At 70.0% G+C, this 17,762-nt stretch carries 7 protein-coding genes; 4 read left to right on the top strand and 3 right to left on the bottom strand.

Features of this window, described 5'->3' with window-relative positions; translation table 11 throughout:
* The 3 genes from J7I44_RS05060 to hrpA all read right to left on the bottom strand — a co-directional run bounded on the left by J7I44_RS05060 (window position 1) and on the right by hrpA (window position 8,250).
* A complete protein-coding gene (locus J7I44_RS05060) occupies window positions 1-1,749 on the bottom strand; it encodes a tetratricopeptide repeat protein (RefSeq protein ID WP_209616792.1) in 1,749 nt (582 codons plus the stop codon).
* 75 nt (window positions 1,750-1,824) lie between these two features.
* Window positions 1,825-3,939 (bottom strand): RelA/SpoT family protein, encoded by a 2,115-nt coding sequence (locus tag J7I44_RS05055; RefSeq protein WP_209616790.1) that lies wholly within the window; start codon window positions 3,937-3,939, stop codon window positions 1,825-1,827.
* 111 nt (window positions 3,940-4,050) lie between these two features.
* Window positions 4,051-8,250 carry an ATP-dependent RNA helicase HrpA gene (gene hrpA, locus J7I44_RS05050; RefSeq protein ID WP_209616787.1) on the bottom strand — a complete coding sequence of 1,400 codons (4,200 nt, stop codon included), beginning with the start codon at window positions 8,248-8,250 and terminating at the stop codon, window positions 4,051-4,053.
* 114 nt (window positions 8,251-8,364) lie between these two features.
* Between hrpA and J7I44_RS05045 the strand changes: the two genes are divergently transcribed.
* The 4 genes from J7I44_RS05045 (at window position 8,365) to J7I44_RS05030 (ending at window position 17,437) form a co-directional block, all read left to right on the top strand.
* On the top strand, window positions 8,365-8,829 hold the full coding sequence (locus J7I44_RS05045; protein WP_209616784.1) for a Dps family protein: 465 nt from the start codon (window positions 8,365-8,367) through the stop codon (window positions 8,827-8,829).
* 193 nt (window positions 8,830-9,022) lie between these two features.
* Window positions 9,023-11,623 (top strand): glycosyltransferase family 2 protein, encoded by a 2,601-nt coding sequence (locus J7I44_RS05040; protein ID WP_209616780.1) that lies wholly within the window; start codon window positions 9,023-9,025, stop codon window positions 11,621-11,623.
* Window positions 11,624-11,712: 89 nt separating this feature from the next.
* Window positions 11,713-13,470 carry an autotransporter assembly complex protein TamA gene (locus J7I44_RS05035; RefSeq protein ID WP_209616778.1) on the top strand — a complete coding sequence of 586 codons (1,758 nt, stop codon included), beginning with the start codon at window positions 11,713-11,715 and terminating at the stop codon, window positions 13,468-13,470.
* A 220-nt stretch (window positions 13,471-13,690) separates the two neighbouring features.
* The gene (locus J7I44_RS05030) at window positions 13,691-17,437 is read left to right on the top strand and encodes a translocation/assembly module TamB domain-containing protein (protein ID WP_209616776.1); all 3,747 of its coding nucleotides are present in this window, start codon (window positions 13,691-13,693) and stop codon (window positions 17,435-17,437) included.
* Window positions 17,438-17,762 lie beyond the last annotated feature (325 nt).

Genomic DNA, 17,762 nt, shown 5'->3' with positions numbered 1-17,762 from the left:
TCAGTGGCCGGATTGCAGGCGGCGCGAAAGCTCGCTCACGCGCGGCAGGTAGGGGGCGAGCCGCCGCGCCTGTTCGATCGACTGCGCCGCGTTGGCGCGATCGCCGCGGCCGAGCTGCTGCTCGGCCTGGTCCAGCCAGGCATCGACCAGTCGCTCGCGCAGCACGCTTTCGTTGGAATCGCCCGGCGACAGATCGCCCAGCGCGCCGAGCAGTTCGCCGGCCTTGTCCAGATTCCCGCTGGCGAGGGACTGATTGAACAGCTGCACCACCAGGTTGGGCAGATCTTCCAGGCCCTGCAGCGCGGCCTGGTTGTTGCCGTCGATGGCCAGCGCGTTGCGGTAGAGGTCGTACGCGCTCTCGCCCGGCGGCAGCATGATCTGGCCCTGCGTGGCCGCGGTGCGGGCGCGGCGCACCAGTTCGGCGACCTGCTCGATCTGGTCGGCGGTCAGCGGCGGGGGCGGGGGTGGCTCCGCGGCTTCGGGCGCGGGCTGCGCGGGTGCCGCGGCGGTCGGCGCCGGCTGCGTGGCCGCCGGTTGCGTGGGGGCCGGCGGATGGGCATGCGGGGCCTTGGAGTTCAGGCGCGCCCGTGCGGCGGCGAGGTCGGCGGACTTGGGCGCCAGCGCCTCGGCCTGGTCGAGCAGGCGCGAGGCCTGCTCGGTGTCGTCGGCATCGAGCGCCGCGTTGGCCTGCACCACCAGTGCCTGGGCGACCTGGCCCAGGCCCGCGCGCGCCTGCACGTTGTTCGGGTCCAGCTTGAGCGCGGCCTGGAAGTGGGCCAGCGCGGTGTCGTCGCCCGCGCCCGCGATGCGGCCGTCGCGCAACGCCTGCTGACCCTGCGAGATGGCCTGCAGCAGCGCGCCGTCGTCCTGATGCTGTGCCTGCGCGAGCGCGGCGCGCAGGGCCGGCAGGTCGCCGTAGCTGGGCAGCAGCGCGGCCAGCTGGTCGATGGTGGATGCGGCGGTCGTCGCGTCACCGTGGGCGAGCGCCGCGCGCGCCTGCGCGGCCAGCGCGGCGCCGACCTGGTCCAGGCCGTGCTGCGCAACGGCGTTATCGCGATCGGCGGCCAGCATCTGCTGGTACAGCGCGCCGGCGCCGTCCTTGCCGGTGAGCTTGCCGGCATTGAGCGCCTGCTGCGCGCGCTCGACCAGGTCGTCGGCCGGCTGCGCGGCGCCGCGTGCCTGCCTGATCAGGCGGTCGAGCCGATCCACGTCGCTGCCGCCGCCAAGGAGTTCGCGGGCGACCGTGAGATCCTGCTGCGCTTCGTCCAGGTGGCCGGCGCGAAAGGCGGTGTCGGCGCGCGACAGCTCGGCCATGCCGACCTGGTGCAGGCCGTCGCGGGCGCGGTCGTTGTCCGGTTCGAGCGCGCGCGCGCCCTGGTAGAGCTCGCGCGCGCTGGTGCCGTCGGTGCCGTCCAGGTGGCCGTCCTGCAACGCCTTGTCGGCGCGGCTCAGGACGTCGTTGAGTTCCGTGCGCGGCACCATGTCGCGCAGGCTGTTCTGGTATTCGCGCATCGCCCACACACCGGCGCCCACGATCAGCACCACCACCAGCGCCACGACGTGCCAGGTGCGCAGGCGCACGCGCCGGTGGCGCGCCGGCGGCGTGCTGCGTGGCGTGTGGAAGGAGATCGGCGGCAGGCGATCGTCCGGATCGTCCGCGCGCGGGCGCGGCGAGTCCAGGTCGCCCAGATCGCCCAGCGTGGGTTCGGCTCGCCCGTCGCGGCCGTTTTGGTCTCTGCGTCCGCTCATGCTCGATCGCTGTCCTGGCAACGCATTCAGCTTAGCATCGCCCACTTCACGCGCCCGACGGTGAAGTCCGTGCATTCAGCTTGCGCTGACCCGCCTCGCATCCACCACGTTGGGCAACGCCACCAGCTTGCCGAGCAGCGAGGAGAGCTGCTCGAAGTCCTTCACGCGCAGGGTGAAGCGCATCTCCACCTCGCCGGTGCGGCCTTCCAGCCGGCTTGATGAAGCCACGATGGGCGTGCCGACGTTGCTGATCAGGTTCATGACGTCCTTCTGCAGACCCTTGCGGTCGAAGCCGCGCAGTTCGATGTCGACCTGGTAGGACTGCGCGGTCGCACGACCCCATTCGACCTCGATCACCCGATCCGGATCGCGCCGCGCCAGCCGCGCCAGGCTGGCGCAGTCGGCGCGATGCACCGACACCCCGCGGCCCTTGGTGATGAAGCCGCGCACCGGATCACCCGGCAGCGGCTGGCAGCAGCGCGCCAGCACGGTGAGCAGGTTGCCTACGCCCTCGATGCGCAGCGCGCTGTGGTCAGGCGTGGCATGGCGCGCGACCGGCGGCGCCGGCGGCGGCGCGGGCTCGACCGGGTGGGCGGCCTCCTGCAGCACGCGCGCGATCTGGCCGCCGCTGACCTCGCCCAGCGCCAGCGCGACCAGCAGCTCCTCGTGGCTCTTGAGGTGGAACTGCGCCGGCAGCTTCGAGAGGTCGGCATGGGGCAGCCCCAGGCGCTTCAACTCGCGCTCGAGCAGCGTGCGGCCGGCGGCCAGGTTGGCGTCGAAAGCGATGCGGCGGAACCACGAGCGCGCCTTCTCCCGCGCACGGGCGGTGTTGAGGTACCCGTGGTGCGGCGAGAGCCAGTCGCGGCTCGGCTCGGCGTTCTTCGCGGTGACGATCTCGACGCGATCGCCGCTGCGCGGCTGGTGGGTGAGCGGCACGATGCGCCCGTTCACCTTGGCGCCGCGGCAACGATGGCCGACCTCGGTGTGCACGTAGTAGGCGAAGTCGAGCACGGTGGCGCCATGGGGCAGGTCGAACACCTCGCCCTTGGGCGTGAGCAGGTAGACGCGGTCTTCGAGCAGCTCGGTGCGCAGCTCCGCGGCGACTTCCTCGTCCGCGCGCGGCTCGAGCAGCTTGCGCATCCAGGCGATCTTCGCCTCGAACTCGGCGTCGGCGCCGCCGCCTTCCTTGTAGCGCCAGTGCGCGGCAACGCCCAGCTCGTTGTCGCGGTGCATGGCGTGGGTGCGGATCTGCACTTCCAGCGTCTTGCCCTCGGGCCCGATCACCGCGGTATGCAGCGAGCGGTAGCCGTTGCCCTTGGGGCGGGCCAGGTAGTCGTCGAACTCGCGCGGCAGGTGCTGCCACTGCGCGTGCACCACGCCCAGCGCGGCATAGCAGTCGGCCACGCTGTCGACCAGGATGCGCACGGCGCGGATGTCGTACAGGTCGGCGAAATCCAGCCCCTTGCGATGCATCTTCTTCCAGATGGAATAAATGTGCTTGGGACGGCCGGCCAGGTCGGCCTTGATGCCGGCGTCCTCCAGCGCCGCGCCGAGCTCGGCCAGCACCTGGGCGATGAACGCCTCGCGGTCGGCGCGGCGCTCGTCCAGCAGGCGCGCGATGCGCTTGTAGGTGTCCGGCTGCAGGTAGCGGAAGGCGAGGTCCTCCAGCTCCCACTTGAGTTGCCAGATACCCAGCCGGTTGGCGAGCGGCGCGTGGATGTCGCGGGTGAGCTTCGCCAGCGCCAGGCGCTCGGCTTCGGGCAACGCCGCGGCGCCGCGCATCTTGGCCAGCTGGCGGGCGAGCAGCACGAACACCACGCGAAGGTCGCGGATGATCGCCAGCAGCAGCCGGCGCAGGCCTTCGTACGTGGTCGCCTCGCGCTGGGCGTGCAGGGCCCAGACCTTTTCGGCGGCCAGCTGGCCCTCGACCAGGCGCTGCACGTCCAGCGGCAGCGCGGGGGCATGGAACTGCCACGCCGGCAGATCGCGCTGCGCCAGCTCGAACCACACCGCCGCGGCCTGGGTCTGCGCGTCGCAGCCGAGCATCGCCAGCAGGTCGAGCACGTCGGCGCATTCGGCCCCGCTCGAGGGCGTGCAGGCCTCCAGCGCCGCCGCCAGCAGGGGCGAGGCGGACGCGCGTGCCTGCCATGGGGCCAGGCGGTTCGAAGCGGGGTGGGCGGGCTGGGACATGGGAAGGGGCATTCTAGAAGAAGGCCCGTGCCCGGGATCGCACAGGGAAATTCTTTCGCAAGCACGGAGCGCGCTGTTCACCCCGCCAGCGAACCGATCACCTCAGTTCGATCACCCCAGGGCTTCCAGCGCCCGCGCCAGGCGCTTGGCCGAGACCGGCTCGGCAGTCTTCAATTCCTGCGCGAAAAGCGACACGCGCCATTCCTCGATCAACCAGCGCAGTTCGTCGAGGTCCGCCTTGCCGCCGGCCTGGTGCCTGAGGTACTCGCGCCAGTAAGGCAGCACCTGCAGCATGCGTTGCTGGTCCTTGGCCGGGTCCTGGCGCAGGCGTTCGGCGCGCAGGCGCATGGCCTTCAGGTAACGCGGGTAATGGGCCAGGCGGGCGTTGGGCAGTTCGCGCGAGAAGCCCGGCGCGAGCAGCGCATCGAGCTGTTCGCGCAGGTCGTCGTAGCTGGCGCGGGCAAAGCCGATCAGCGGCGGTTCCAGCCACGGCTTGAGTTCGGCCTGGGCTTCGATGGCCGGCTCGACCAGCTTCAGCCGCTCGACTGCCGCGGCGAAGAGTTCGCGTGCGAGCGCGGTGCGCAGGGCCTCGAAATCACCGGCCGTGCGCGCGTCCAGGTCGTGCGTCGCCAGCAGGTCGGCGAAGCCGCCTTCGACCAGGTCCTCGCGCAGCGAGTCGACGCTGCCCAGCGGGGCGTATTTCAGCGACAGCGGATTGGCGATCGGCAGGCGCCGGCGGGCTTGCTTCATCTCGCTCGCCAGCGCATTGCGCAGCAGCCGCTCGACGCCTTTCAGGTGCGCGACACGTGCCTCGTCGCGGCGCTCGAACACGCGTAATGCCACTGCCTCGCCCAGGTCGACCAGCGCCGGAAACGCAGTCAGTCCGCCCTCGGAACGCACCTGCGCAGGAATCTCCTCGAAATCCCAGCGGGTGACGTCCTCGCGGGTCAGCTCCACGTCGGTCTTGCGCGAGAAGGCTTCGCGCGCCTGCGCTTCCCATTGCGCGCGCAAGTCGGCCAGGTCGCGGCCGGTGGCGAGCGTCTTGCCGCGCTCGTCGTGCAGGCGGAAGCGCATCTTCAGGTGTGGCGGCAGCGCCACCGCGGCGAATTCGGCGGCCGGTGCGTCGGCACCGGTGGCGCGTTTGAGGAACGCGGCCAGGGCGTCGACCAGGGGCTGGTCGCGCGGCGCCTCGGCTTCGACAAAGGCGCGCGCGAAATCGGGCGCGGGCACGAAGTTGCGGCGCAGTGCCTTGGGCAGGCCACGGATCAGCTCGGCCACCTTGTCCGCGAGCAGGCCCGGCACCAGCCACTCGCAGCGGGCGGCGGGCAGCGCGTTGAGCATCGCCAGCGGCAGCTGCAGCGTGACTCCGTCGGCTTCGTCGCCGGGTACGAAGCGGTACTCGAGTTTGTAGCGCTGCGGCGGGAGGTCGAGCGTGGCGGGAAAGGCCTTCGGGTCCAGTCCGCTGCCGCCGGCCATCACGTCGTCGAGCGACCAGCGCAGTGCGGCCTGCTCGGCGGGACGCGCCCGGCTGTACCAGGCGTCGAGCGCGCGCGTGCTGGCGACGTCCTCGGGCAGCTTGCCTTCGAAGAACCGCGCCAGTTCCTCCTCGCTGCGCAGCAGGCCCTCGCGGCGTTGCTTGGCTTCGATCTCGTGCGCCTGTGCCAGCACGCGCTGGTTGGCCCGCACGAAATCGGCGCGTGCATCGAGGTCGCCGCGCGCCAGCGCTTCGCGCAGGAAAATCGCATGGGCAAGCGCCGGGTCCTGCTTCTGGAAGGTGACCGCGCGGCGCTCGACCAGGGTCAATCCGAACAGGCTGACCTGCTCGTAGGCGACCACCGTGCCGCGCTTGCGCGACCAGTGCGCGTCGCGGCAGCTGGCCTTGACCAGGTGCGCGGCCTGCTGCTCGATCCAGGCCGGCTCGACGCGGGCGCAGCTCATGCCCCACACGCGGCCGCTCACGTCGAGGATCTGCGCGGCGAAAACCCATGCCGGCGGCTGCTTGGCCAGCGCCGAGCCAGGGAACACCTGGAAACGGCGCTCGCGGGTGGAGCGGTAGACGCCCTTCTCGTCCTTGTGGCCGACCTGGGTCGGCAGGCCGGCGAGCAGCGAGCGGTGGATCGCTTCAAAAAGACGCGCCGCGTCTTTTTCTTCGACAGTGCGCTCTTCGCGTTCGCCTCCTCTCCCCTCCGGGGAGAGGATGGAAGTGAGGGGCCGGGGCCCGCCATGAGGCGGCTTTTTGCGTTCGCTCCCTCTCCCCTCCGGGGAGAGGGTTGGGGTGAGGGGCCGGGGCTCGCCCGGAGCTTTCCTGGAGCGACGGAAGCCCTGCGCTTCGCTGCGCGAAGCGCGTGCTTCCTCCTGCTCTCCCGAAGCCTTCCGCGAGGGTGTCCCCTCACCCCGACCCTCTCCCCGGAGGGGAGAGGGAGAAGTGTGGTTCCACCCCAGCTCCGCCACCACCAGCAACAACTGCCGATGCAGCTCGCGCCACTCGCGCATGCGCAGGAACGACAGGAAATGCCGCCCGCACCAGTCGCGCAACTTCGATTGCGTGAGTTCCTCGTGCGCCTTGGTGTACTCGCGCCACAGATTGAGCACGCCGACGAAATCGGACTTCGGATCGGCAAACGCCGCATGCGCGGCGTCGGCCTGCTGCCGCGCATCGGCCGGCCGCTCGCGCGGGTCCTGGATGGACAGGAAGGCCACCACCACCAGCAGCTCGCGCAGGGCGTGCCGCTCGTTTGCCTCGACCAGCATGCGCGCCAGCTGGACGTCGATCGGCAGCCGCGCCAGCTGGCGGCCGATCACGGTCAGGTGCCGGCGCTCGTCAATGGCGGAGATTTCCGCCAGCCGGCGGTAGCCGTCGGCGACCATGCGCGGATCGGGCGCCTCCAGGAAGGGGAAGTCCTCCACCTCGCCGAGCCTCAGCGAGAGCATGCGCAGGATCACGTTGGCGAGCGAGGAACGCAGCAGCTCCGGGTCGGTGTAGCGCGGACGGCTTTCGAAATCCGCCTCGTCATAGAGCCGATAACAGATGCCCGGGCCGATGCGGCCACAGCGGCCCTTGCGCTGGTCCGCGGCCGCCTGCGACACCGGCTCCACGTGCAGGCGTTCGAGCTGGCTGCGCTGGCTGTAGCGCATCACCCGCGCGCTGCCGTTGTCGACTACGTAGCGGATGCGCGGCACGGTCAGCGAGGTTTCGGCCACGTTGGTGGCCAGCACGATGCGCCGCTTCGGGCCGGGCTTGAACACGCGGTCCTGGTCGGCCGCCGACAGCCGCGCGTACAGCGGCAGCACTTCGGTCTCGCGGTACTGACGGCGCGAGAGCAGCAGGTGCGCGTCGCGGATCTCGCGCTCGCCGGGGAGGAACACCAGCACGTCACCCGGGCCGCCGCCCAGGCTGCGGTCGGCCATGATCTCGTCGAGCACGAGGCCGAGATGCTCGACGCTGCCCTGCTGGACGCGCTCGGACGTCTCGCGGGCGTGCGCGCCGCGGTCGCGCGCGGGGTGCGCTCCTACGGCGTCCGCGGGACGCCAGCGCACCTCGACCGGGTAGGCGCGGCCTTCGACCGAGACCACCGGCGCATCGTTGAAGTGCTCGGCGAACCGCGCGGTGTCGATCGTCGCCGAGGTGACGATGATCTTCAGCTCCGGCCGCTTTGAGGCGAGCCGCTTGAGGTAACCGAGCAGGAAGTCGATGTTGAGACTGCGCTCGTGCGCCTCGTCGATGATCAGCGTGTCGTAGCTGGACAGCCACGGATCGCCCTGGGTCTCGGCAAGCAAAATGCCGTCGGTCATGAACTTGACCAGCGTGCGCTCGGACACCTGGTCGGTGAAGCGCACCTGGAAACCGACCTGCTCGCCCAGCGCCGTGCCAAGTTCCTCCGCCACGCGCCTGGCCACCGAACGGGCGGCCACGCGGCGCGGCTGGGTGCAGCCGATCATGCCCGCCTCGCCGCGTCCGGCGGCCAGGCACAGCTTGGGCAACTGGGTGGTCTTGCCCGAGCCGGTCTCGCCGGCGATCACCACGACCTGGTGCTTGCGGATCAGTTCGACGATCTCGTCCGCACGCGCGCTGATCGGCAGCGACTCGTCCAGCCGGATCGCCGGCTTGGCCGCAGCCCGCGCCTGCCGCTTCGCGGCCGAGGCGGCAATGTCGGCCGCCAGCGCATCGAGCTTGCGCGCATCCGGCTGCCGCGAGAGCCCGCGCCAGCGCCCCAGCAGGCGGCCGAAGTCGCGGCTGGAAACCGTCGCAATCGCCTCGCGCAGGCTGCGCAGGCGCTCTTCAGGGGGCGGGGCGGGCGGAGTGTCGTTCATGGGACCGCCCATGATAGCCGCAGGCTATGGGCCCCATCGGAACGATTCATTTCACGCGGCAGGCGCCAGCCGGTACCTTGGAACGCGTACCCACTTCACGAGGAGGGATTGCCCATGGCCAACATCGGCATCGCACAGCAGGACCGCCAGACCATCGCCGAACAGCTCTCCAAGCTGCTGGCGGACACCTACTCGTTGTACCTGAAGACGCACAGCTTCCACTGGAACGTCACCGGCCCGCAGTTCAACAGCCTGCACGCCATGTTCGAGACCCAGTACAACGCGCTGTGGCTGGCCGCCGACGAGATCGCCGAGCGCATCCGCACACTGGACGTGTTCGCTCCCGGCTCCTACAGCCAGTTCGGCAAGCTCACCTCGATCAAGGAAGAGGCGGGCGTGCCCGACTGGAAGGACATGGTCGGCCAGCTCGTCGAAGGCCACGAGATCGCCGCCCACACCGCCCGCGGCGCCATCAAGGTTGCCCAGGACGGGGGCGACGAAGGCACCGCCGACATGCTGACCGGGCGCCTGAAGGAGCACGAGAAGACGGCCTGGATGCTGCGTTCGCTGTTGAAGTGAGAAGAGCCCCGGGAAGGGTGGGCTTCAGCCCACCTCCCCGGGGACGGGAATCAGGCACGGTGGGCCGGATCCCACCCGACGGCCTGACCTCGCGCTGACCACTCCGGGCGGCCTTTATTGAGCCATCTCCCCCGGATCGTTAAGCTCCGCGGGCTAACTTGGCCTCACATGGAGGCGTCCGCCGGGGAAAGTCTTGAGCGCCACAGCACCCACCCACGACAGCCGGCATCCGCTGCTTGCGGCCATCCTGCTCGCCTTGCTCGTGGCCGCGCTCAATATCGCCCTGTGGTGGTGGAGCAATCGCCCGCACGGCCCGGAGGACTTCCACGGGCCGATCAGCGGCTACTCGGTGTCGGTGTTCCAGCGCTACCAGAACCCGCTCAAGCAGGACTTCCCCTCCGACGAGGAAATCGACGCGGACCTGAAGCTGTTGCGCCGATACACCCCGCGCATCCGTACCTATTCGACGCTCGAGAACCCGCAGGTCTACCGGCTGGCCGAGAAGGAAGGCCTCAAGGTGATGGCCGGCGCGAACATCGATACGCGCCTGATCAACAACGAGAAGGAACTCGACGCGCTGATCGCGTTGGCGCGGCGCTATCCGGAGACGATCCATCGCGTGATCGTGGGCAACGAAGTGCTGTTCCGCGGCGACCTGAGCGTGGAGCAGATGGAGGACTACCTCGACCGTGCCCGCGCCGCGATCCGCCAGCCGGTGTCGATTGCCGAGCCGGACTACATCTGGCTGAAGTACCCGGAGCTGGCCGACCACGTCGACTTCATCACCATCCACCTGTTCCCGTTCTGGAACGGCATCGCGCGCAAGGATGCAGTCGATGCAGCGCTCGGCGCCTACCAGAACATCGTCCAGCACTACCCGGACAAGCCGGTGGTGGTGGGCGAGATCGGCTGGCCATCCAACGGCGACCGCCACGAGTACGCCGATCCGTCGATCTCCAACGAGGCGATCTTCATCCGCGACTGGCTCAACGCGGCCAAGGCGCGCAACATCGACTACTACCTGCTCGAAGCGTTCGACCAGCCGTGGAAGGAGAACCTCGGCGAGGGCCGCACCGGCGCCTACTGGGGCACGTTCAACGCCGACCGCCAGCTCAAGTTCCCGTTCACCGGCCCGGTGACCGAGGACACCGCCTGGCCCTGGAAGGCGCTGGCGGCCAGCCTGCTCGCGCTGATCCCGATGATCTGGTTCGCGCGCAAGTTCAAGCGCTTCAAGCTGACCGGAAGGCTGTTCTTCTGCCTGCTGATCCAGCTCGCCTGCGGCCTGGTCGTGTGGTCGGCCACCCTGCCGTTCAACTTCTACCTGAGCTGGATCGACTGGACCATGCTGGTGCTGTTGTTCCCGGCGCAGGTGGCGATCCTGGCGATCCTGCTGATCAACGGCTTCGAGTTCACCGAGGTGCTGTGGCGCCGGCGCTGGCAGCGCCATGCAGGGATGCTCAAGCCCGACCGGCCGGGGAAGCAGCCGTTCGTCTCCATCCACCTGGCCTGCTACAACGAGCCGCCGGAGATGGTGATCGCCACGCTCGACTCCCTGGCCGCGCTGGACTACGACAACTTCGAAGTCCTGGTGATCGACAACAACACCAAGAATCCGGACGTGTGGAAGCCGGTGCAGGCCTACTGCGAGGGACTGGGCAAGCGCTTCCGCTTCTTCCATCTTGAACCGTGGCCCGGCTTCAAGGCCGGCGCGCTGAACTTCGGCCTGAAGGAAACCGACCCGCGCGCCGACGTAGTGGCGGTGATCGACGCCGACTACGTGGTGCGCGAGGACTGGCTGTCCACCCTCACCGGCTACTTCCACGACCCGAAGGTGGCCGTGGTGCAGTGCCCGCAGGCGCACCGCGACTTCGAGCACAACCGCTTCCGCCGCATGACCGCGTGGGAATTCGACGGCTTCTTCCGCATCGGCATGCACCACCGCAACGAGCGCAACGCGATCATCCAGCACGGCACCATGACGATGGTCCGCCGCTCGGCGCTCGAAGGCACCGGCGGCTGGTCGGAGTGGACCATCTGCGAGGACGCCGAGCTGGGCCTGCGCCTGATGCACGCCGGCTACGAGCTGGTCTACGTCGACGAGCTGATGGGCAAGGGACTGACGCCCGCCGACTTCAAGGCGTACAAGAGCCAGCGCTACCGCTGGGCGTTCGGCGCCATGCAGATCCTCAAGGGCCGCTGGGACTGGATGACCAAGCGCGGCCCTCTTTCGATGGGCCAGCGCTTCCACTTCCTCACCGGCTGGTTCAGCTGGTTCGCCGACGCACTGCACCTGATCTTTACCCTGATGGCGATCTACTGGACCGCCGGCATGGTCGCCTTCCCGCAACTGTTCAGCCTGCCGATGCAGCTGTTCCTGATTCCGGTGATCGGGTTCTTCTTCGCCAAGGCGATCTTCGGCATCGTGCTTTACCGCGCGCGCGTGCCCTGCGGCTGGTACGACACGCTGATGGCCTCGGTCGCCAGCATGGGCCTGTCGCACGCGATCGCGCGCGGCATCCTGCACGGCCTGACCCGCGAGAAGACCGCCTTCGTGGTGACCGCCAAGAGCCGCCGCCTGGGCGAGTCGGGCTTCGCCGCCTTCGCGCCGGTGCGCGAGGAGCTGCTGATGGCCTGCGCGCTGGTCATGTGCATCATCGGCATGGGCCTGTCCTTCGGCACGCGCTACATCGAGGGCACGTTGTGGATGTTCATCCTTGCGGCGCAGTCGATCCCGTATTTCTCGGCGGTGGCGGGCGCGTGGATCGCGCACAAGGCGGGGGACAAGGTCGGCTGACCGGTCGCCGCGTGTTTATGCCGCGGCAACATCGGCGTGGTTAAGCTGGAGCGCCCCGCGAGCCTCCGCACAGGGACGTCCCCCACCACATGCGCCGCCTCCGACGCCTGATCGTCCTGCTCCTGCTGCTGCCGCTGGCGGCGCACGCGGGCGTGCGGCTGACGGTCAAGGGCGTGGATGACCCGCTCAAGTCCGCCGTGCAGGCGGGCCTGACGCTGTCGCAGTACGCCAACCGGCCGGTCAGCGAGGCGCAGATCCGGCGCCTGTACGAGGACGCTCCCGACGAAGTGCGCGCGGCGCTGGAGCCCTACGGCTACTACGAGGCAAGCGTGCAGGGCGCGTTGACGCGCACCGGCGCCAATGACTGGCAGGTCACGCTGACGGTGAAACCGGGCGAACCGGTGCGCATCACCGAGGTGCACGTGAAACTGGACGAGGCGGCCCTGAAGATCCCGGCGATCCGTCGCGCCGAACGCGCGGTGGAGCGGCTCAAGGGCGACGTGCTCGACCATGGCGCCTATGACAAGGCGCGCGACGACGTCAGCGGCGCGCTGACTGCCAACGGCTTCCTTGGCGCGAAGCTGCTCACGCACCAGGTGCGCGTGACCCGCGCCGACCACAGCGCGGTGGTCGACCTGGCCTGGCAGGCGGGCCCGCGCTACCGCTTCGGCAAGGTCGCCTTCACCGATTCGCCATTCGAACCGGGCTTCCTGGATCGCTTCGTGCCATTCGACCACGGCGACTATTTCGACCAGGCCGACCTGCTGCGCCTGCAGCAGGCGCTCAACGGTGCGGACTATTTCTCCGTGGTCAACGTGCGCCCGGACGTGGACGACGCGACCCGCACCGTCGATGTCGATGTCGAGCTGCAGCCGGCCAAGCGCAGCGTGTACACCGGCGGGCCGTTCTTCGGCACCGACACCGGCGCCGGCATCCGCCTCGGGCTGGAGCGGCGCTGGGTCAACAGCCGCGGTCACAAGTGGAAGAACGAGCTGGTCGCCGCGCAACGGCTGAAGACGCTGTCCTCGCAGTACATGATCCCGTTGCCCGGTGGCGACCAGCGCAGCCTCAACTTCGGCGCCAACTTCCGTGACGCCGATACCGCCACGTCCCAATCGCGCACGCTGGAACTGGTCGGCAACCACACCGACCTGTGGCATGGCTGGACGCGTACCGTGGGCGCCCACGCCCTGATCGGCACCTTCACCGTCGGCAAGCGCGGCAACGAGCCAGACGATGCGCCGGGCATCGAGCGCGGCCGCAGCAAGCTGCTGTTCGCCGAGGCGTCGCTGTCGAAGAAGCAAGGCGACAATCCGACGTTCGTCCGGCACGGCTGGTCGCTCAGCGTGTACGCACGCAGCACCGCCGGCTCGCTGTTGTCGGACACCCGCTTCAGCCAGCTCGCCGCGGACGCCAAGTGGATCCATGCATTCACCCGGCGCGACCGGCTGATCCTGCGCGCCAGCGCCGGCATCACTTCCACCGGCGATTTCAGTGCGCTGCCGCCGCAGCTGCGTTTCTTCGCCGGCGGCGATCGCTCGGTGCGCGGCTACAGCTACCAGGCGATCGGTCCACGCAACAGCTTCGACCGGGTGATCGGCGGCCGCAACCTGCTGGTCGCAAGTTCCGAGGTGGAGCATTACTTCACCCGCAACTGGGGCATGGCGGCGTTCGTCGACGCCGGCAATGCGTTCAACGGCACCGACTACCGCCCGCGCATCGGCGCCGGCCTGGGCGTGCGCTGGCTGTCGCCGGTGGGCATGATCCGCGTGGACGTGGGGACGCCGATCCATGACGACCATGCGCACGGGATCCAGTTGCACGTGGTGATAGGGCCGGATCTGTGATGTACGCGCGCCACCTCCACGCTTTGTGCGCCGTCGCACCTTTCCCCCCACGCGGGGGAAGCGGCGCAGGGGGCGGACGGAGGAACCCTGCGGAAACGCCCGACGTACGGGATCCTGTGCTTCGTAGCACCGGAGCCTCTCCTCCGCCTGGCGGCATCTTCCCCCGCGTGCGTGGGAAGGATTCGCCCGTACGGGGTCGCGGCAACGGGGGACTACGCGCATGAAGTGGCTCAAGCGCATCGGCCTGGCCCTGCTCGCCCTGCTCCTGCTGCTGGCACTGGGCTTGTGGTGGCTGCTCGGCACCGGCGCGGGCCTGCGCTTCGCGCTCGCGCGCGCCAGCGGCTTCACCGACGGTGCGCTCAGCGTGCAGCAGGCCAGCGGCACCCTCGCCGGTCCGTTGCAGCTCAAGGGCCTGCGCTACACCGACGGCAAGGGCCTGGACGTCCACGTGGACAGCGCGGGACTGGACGTGCGCCTTTGGCCGTTGCTGGGCAAGCACCTGCACGTCGACAGGCTCGACGTGCAGGGTGTCGAGGTCGCGCTGCCACCGGCCACACCGAACGAACCGGACAGCGGTCCGCTCTCCCTCAATCCACCGCTGGCGATCCGAGTCGACCAGGCGCACGTGGCCGACCTGGTGATCCACCAGGGCAAGCAGCCGCTGTTCACCGCCAACACGCTGGACCTCGCCGGGCAGTGGGACGCGCAGGGCATCGCCATCCGCACCTTGCGCCTGCGCTCGCCGCAGGGGCGCGCGGACGTGGACGGCACGCTGGCCATCGGCGACACCTGGCAGGGCAACGGTCAGGCCAGCTTCGCCTGGACCGTCGGCGACACCACCTACGCCGGCCAGTTGCAGGCGCACAGTGACGGCGCCCACGCACGGCTCACCCTCGCGCTCAGCCAGCCGATGGCGGCGCATCTGCAGGCCCAGCTCGAACAGGGCGGCGCCTGGCCCTGGACCGCCTCGCTGAAGGCGCCCCGTTTCGATCCCACGCCCCTGCTCGGCAAGGGCACGCTGCAAAGCCTGGCGCTCGACCTCACCGGCAAGGGCGACCGCCGCAGCGGCACGCTCAACGGCACCGTCGACCTCAACCAGTGGCGTCTGCAACTGGCGCCGCTGCAGGCCCAGCTGAGCGACGACCGCAGCCGCCTCACGCTGGAAACGCTCACCCTCACCTCGCCGCAGATCAAGGGGCGGCTGCAGGCGCACGGACAGATCCAGCTCGACGCCACGCCGCCCGCCGGCACGCTGCAGCTTGCCTGGCAGGACCTGGAACTGCCCGCCGAACTGGCCGGCCAGACGCTGGCCAGCCACGGCCAGCTGGACGTGCGAGGCAGCACGGCGCAGTTCCACGCGCAGGGCGACATTGCGATCGGTCCGCCCGGCAAGCTGGCGCAGCTGGCGGTGAACGTCGATGGCACGCCACGGCAACTGACGCTGCACACGCTCGATGTCCGACAGCCGCAAGGCCATCTGCACGCGCAGGGCACGCTCACCCTGCAGCCGGTGCTCGGTTGGGAACTCGCCGCAGAAGCGGACGACTTCGATCCGGGCCAGCTCTTCGCCGGCTGGAACGGCGCGCTGGATGCGCAACTGACGACCCGCGGCACCCTGCCCTCAGGCCAGCCCGATGCGACGCTCGACCTCACCCGCCTTGACGGTCGCCTGCGCGGCCGTCCGCTGCGCGGCCAGGGCCAGTTGCATCTGTCGCCCAACCAGGTGGTGGACGGCACCCTTGCGCTCGCCTCCGGCAACAGCACGCTGTCGGTCGAGGGCAAACCGGGCACACGCAACGACGTGCAAGTGCAGGCGACCATCGCCACGCTCGCCGACTGGCTGCCCGACGCCGGCGGCCGGCTCCAGGCACACGCCCACGTCACCGGCCTGCCGCCCGCGCTGGGCGTCGACGCCGAGGTCCATGGCAGCACGATCGCCTACGGCACCCAGCGCGTCGGCCGGCTCGACCTGCAGGCGCACGTGCCCGACACCAGCCGCCCCAGCGGCAACGTCGAGCTCGATGCCCGCGATGCGTGGCTCGGCGGCCTGGCCTTCGACACGCTGGCGCTGCACGCCGACGGTACTGAAGCGGCGCACAAGCTCACGCTCGATGCGAACGGCCGCCAGCTTTCCGCCCAGCTCGCCCTGCACGGCAGCCTCAAGCAGCACCGCTGGGAGGGCACCCTCGACTCGCTGGATCTGGAGCCGCAGGGTCTGCCGCGCTGGCGGCTGCAGGAGCCGGCCACGCTGGACTACGCCGAGGGCGCGCTGGCGCTGTCGCCGCTGTGCCTAACCGCGGGCGACCCGCTGCTGTGCGTGCAGGGCAAACAGGACAAGGCGGGCAACCTCGCCGCCAGCTATCGCCTGCGCGCGCTGCCGCTGACGCTGCTGCTCAACGCCGCCGGTTACGCGGATCTGCCCATGCGCGCCGACGGCGAACTGCACGGCGAAGGCACGCTCAAGCGCAGCGCCGCCGGCGCCCTGAGCGGCAAGGCCACGCTCGCCTCCGAACAGGGTTCGATCACCTACACCCAGCAGGCGCAGCGCCCGCTGCTCGCGTGGCGCAACCTCACTGTCGACGCCGACCTCGCACCCGGCCACCAGCAACTGGAAGCGCACGCCGCACTCAACGCGAGTGGCCGCCTGGACGGCCGTCTGACCGTCGATGGCGACAGGCAGGCGCTCGGCGGCCAGCTCACCGTCAACCTCGACAGCCTCGCCCCGCTGGAGCTCCTCACCAGCGAAGTGGCCAACGTGCAGGGCCATCTCGACGGGCGCTTCGGCTTCGCCGGCACGCTGGCGCAACCGGCAGTCACCGGCCAGGCCACGGTGGAGGGCTTCGCCGCGGAAGTGCCCGCGCTGGGCCTCAAGCTCACCGACGGCGCGGTGGTGCTGCGCGCCCCCGACGCGCAGCATGTGGAGCTGGACGGCCACGTGCGCTCGGGCAAGGGCACGCTGGAGATCGGCGGCAGCTACGGGCTCACCGCGCAGGTGCCCAGCGCGATCACGCTCACCGGCCAGGAGGTCACCGTGGCCGACATCCCCGCGGCACACGTGGTGCTCACGCCTGACCTGCGCGTGCAGCGCGACGCCCAGGGCGTGCACGTCACCGGCGCGGTCGCGCTGGACAGCGCCGACGTGAACCTGAACCGCCTGCCGGGCGGCGGCGCGACCAAGGCCTCGCCCGACGTCGTGGTTGTCGACGAAAAGACGCAGGAAGAAGCCGCCGCGCAGCTGCCGATCTACGCGCGGGTGAAAGTCGATCTCGGCCGCAAGACCCACCTGACCGGCAAGGGCCTGGACGGCAAGCTCACCGGCACCCTCACGGTGATCGAGGAGCCGGGCCGCGCCACCCGCGGCCAGGGCCAGATCGCGGTGAGCGGCACCTACAAGGCCTACGGCCAGGACCTGCACATCGAGTCGGGCAAGCTGCTGTTCGCCGGCACGCCGATCGACAATCCCGGCCTGAACCTGCGCGCGGTGCGCAGCCTCAACCCCAACGCCACCATCGACGAAGGCCAGGAAGTGGGCCTGCTGATCACCGGCACGGCGCAGCGGCCGATCCTCACGGTGTTCTCCAACCCGCCGATGGAGCAGTCCGACGCGCTCTCCTATCTGATCACCGGCAAGCCGCTCTCGCAGGTCAGCGGCGGCGAAGGCGACATGGTCGGCGCGGCCGCACAGGCGCTGGGCTCGGCGGCCGGCGACCTGCTCGCCAAGAGCATCGGCAGCCGGCTGGGCATCGACGAAATCGGGGTGTCGAGCAACGAGGCGCTCGGCGGCGAGTCGGCCTTCACCGTCGGCAAGTACCTCTCGCCGCGGTTGTACCTGAGCTACGGCGTGGGCCTGTTCGAGCCCGGCCAGGTGATCACCCTGCGCTACCGGCTGAGCCAGCGCTGGAACCTCGAAGTGCAGAACGCCACCGACTTCAGTCGGGCCAGCCTGAACTACCGGCTGGAGCGCTGAGCACGCGGCAGGGACCCTGCAGGCTGCGTTCGCGCCGGCCCCTCCCTTGAATGAAATCCCACCGTGCAGAACACAGGGTGCGCTTTCACAGGGAACCAGGCTGCCGCTGGCGCGCCCTCCGCCCTCACCCTCCTCGGCGAAATCGCCCTGCCGCAAGCGCGGCGGACGCGTGCGATCCGCCACGCCCGCCAACCGCGCGACCACCCGCCTGGCCGCGCCTGTAGTTCTTTCTCCCCGCCTCGCCTTTTTTCAGCATGCGCTCTGCGCTGAGCAGCGAAAGCGGCGGTGTTGAGCCATTCCGCTTCTGGCATCGCTGATGCAATCC

The sequence above is a fragment of the Frateuria flava genome (assembly GCF_017837635.1).
Taxonomy (GTDB): Bacteria; Pseudomonadota; Gammaproteobacteria; order Xanthomonadales; family Rhodanobacteraceae; genus Frateuria_A; species Frateuria_A flava.
The sequence above is the reverse complement of the archived record's forward strand: the minus strand, read 5'-3'. Positions and strand labels throughout refer to the sequence as shown.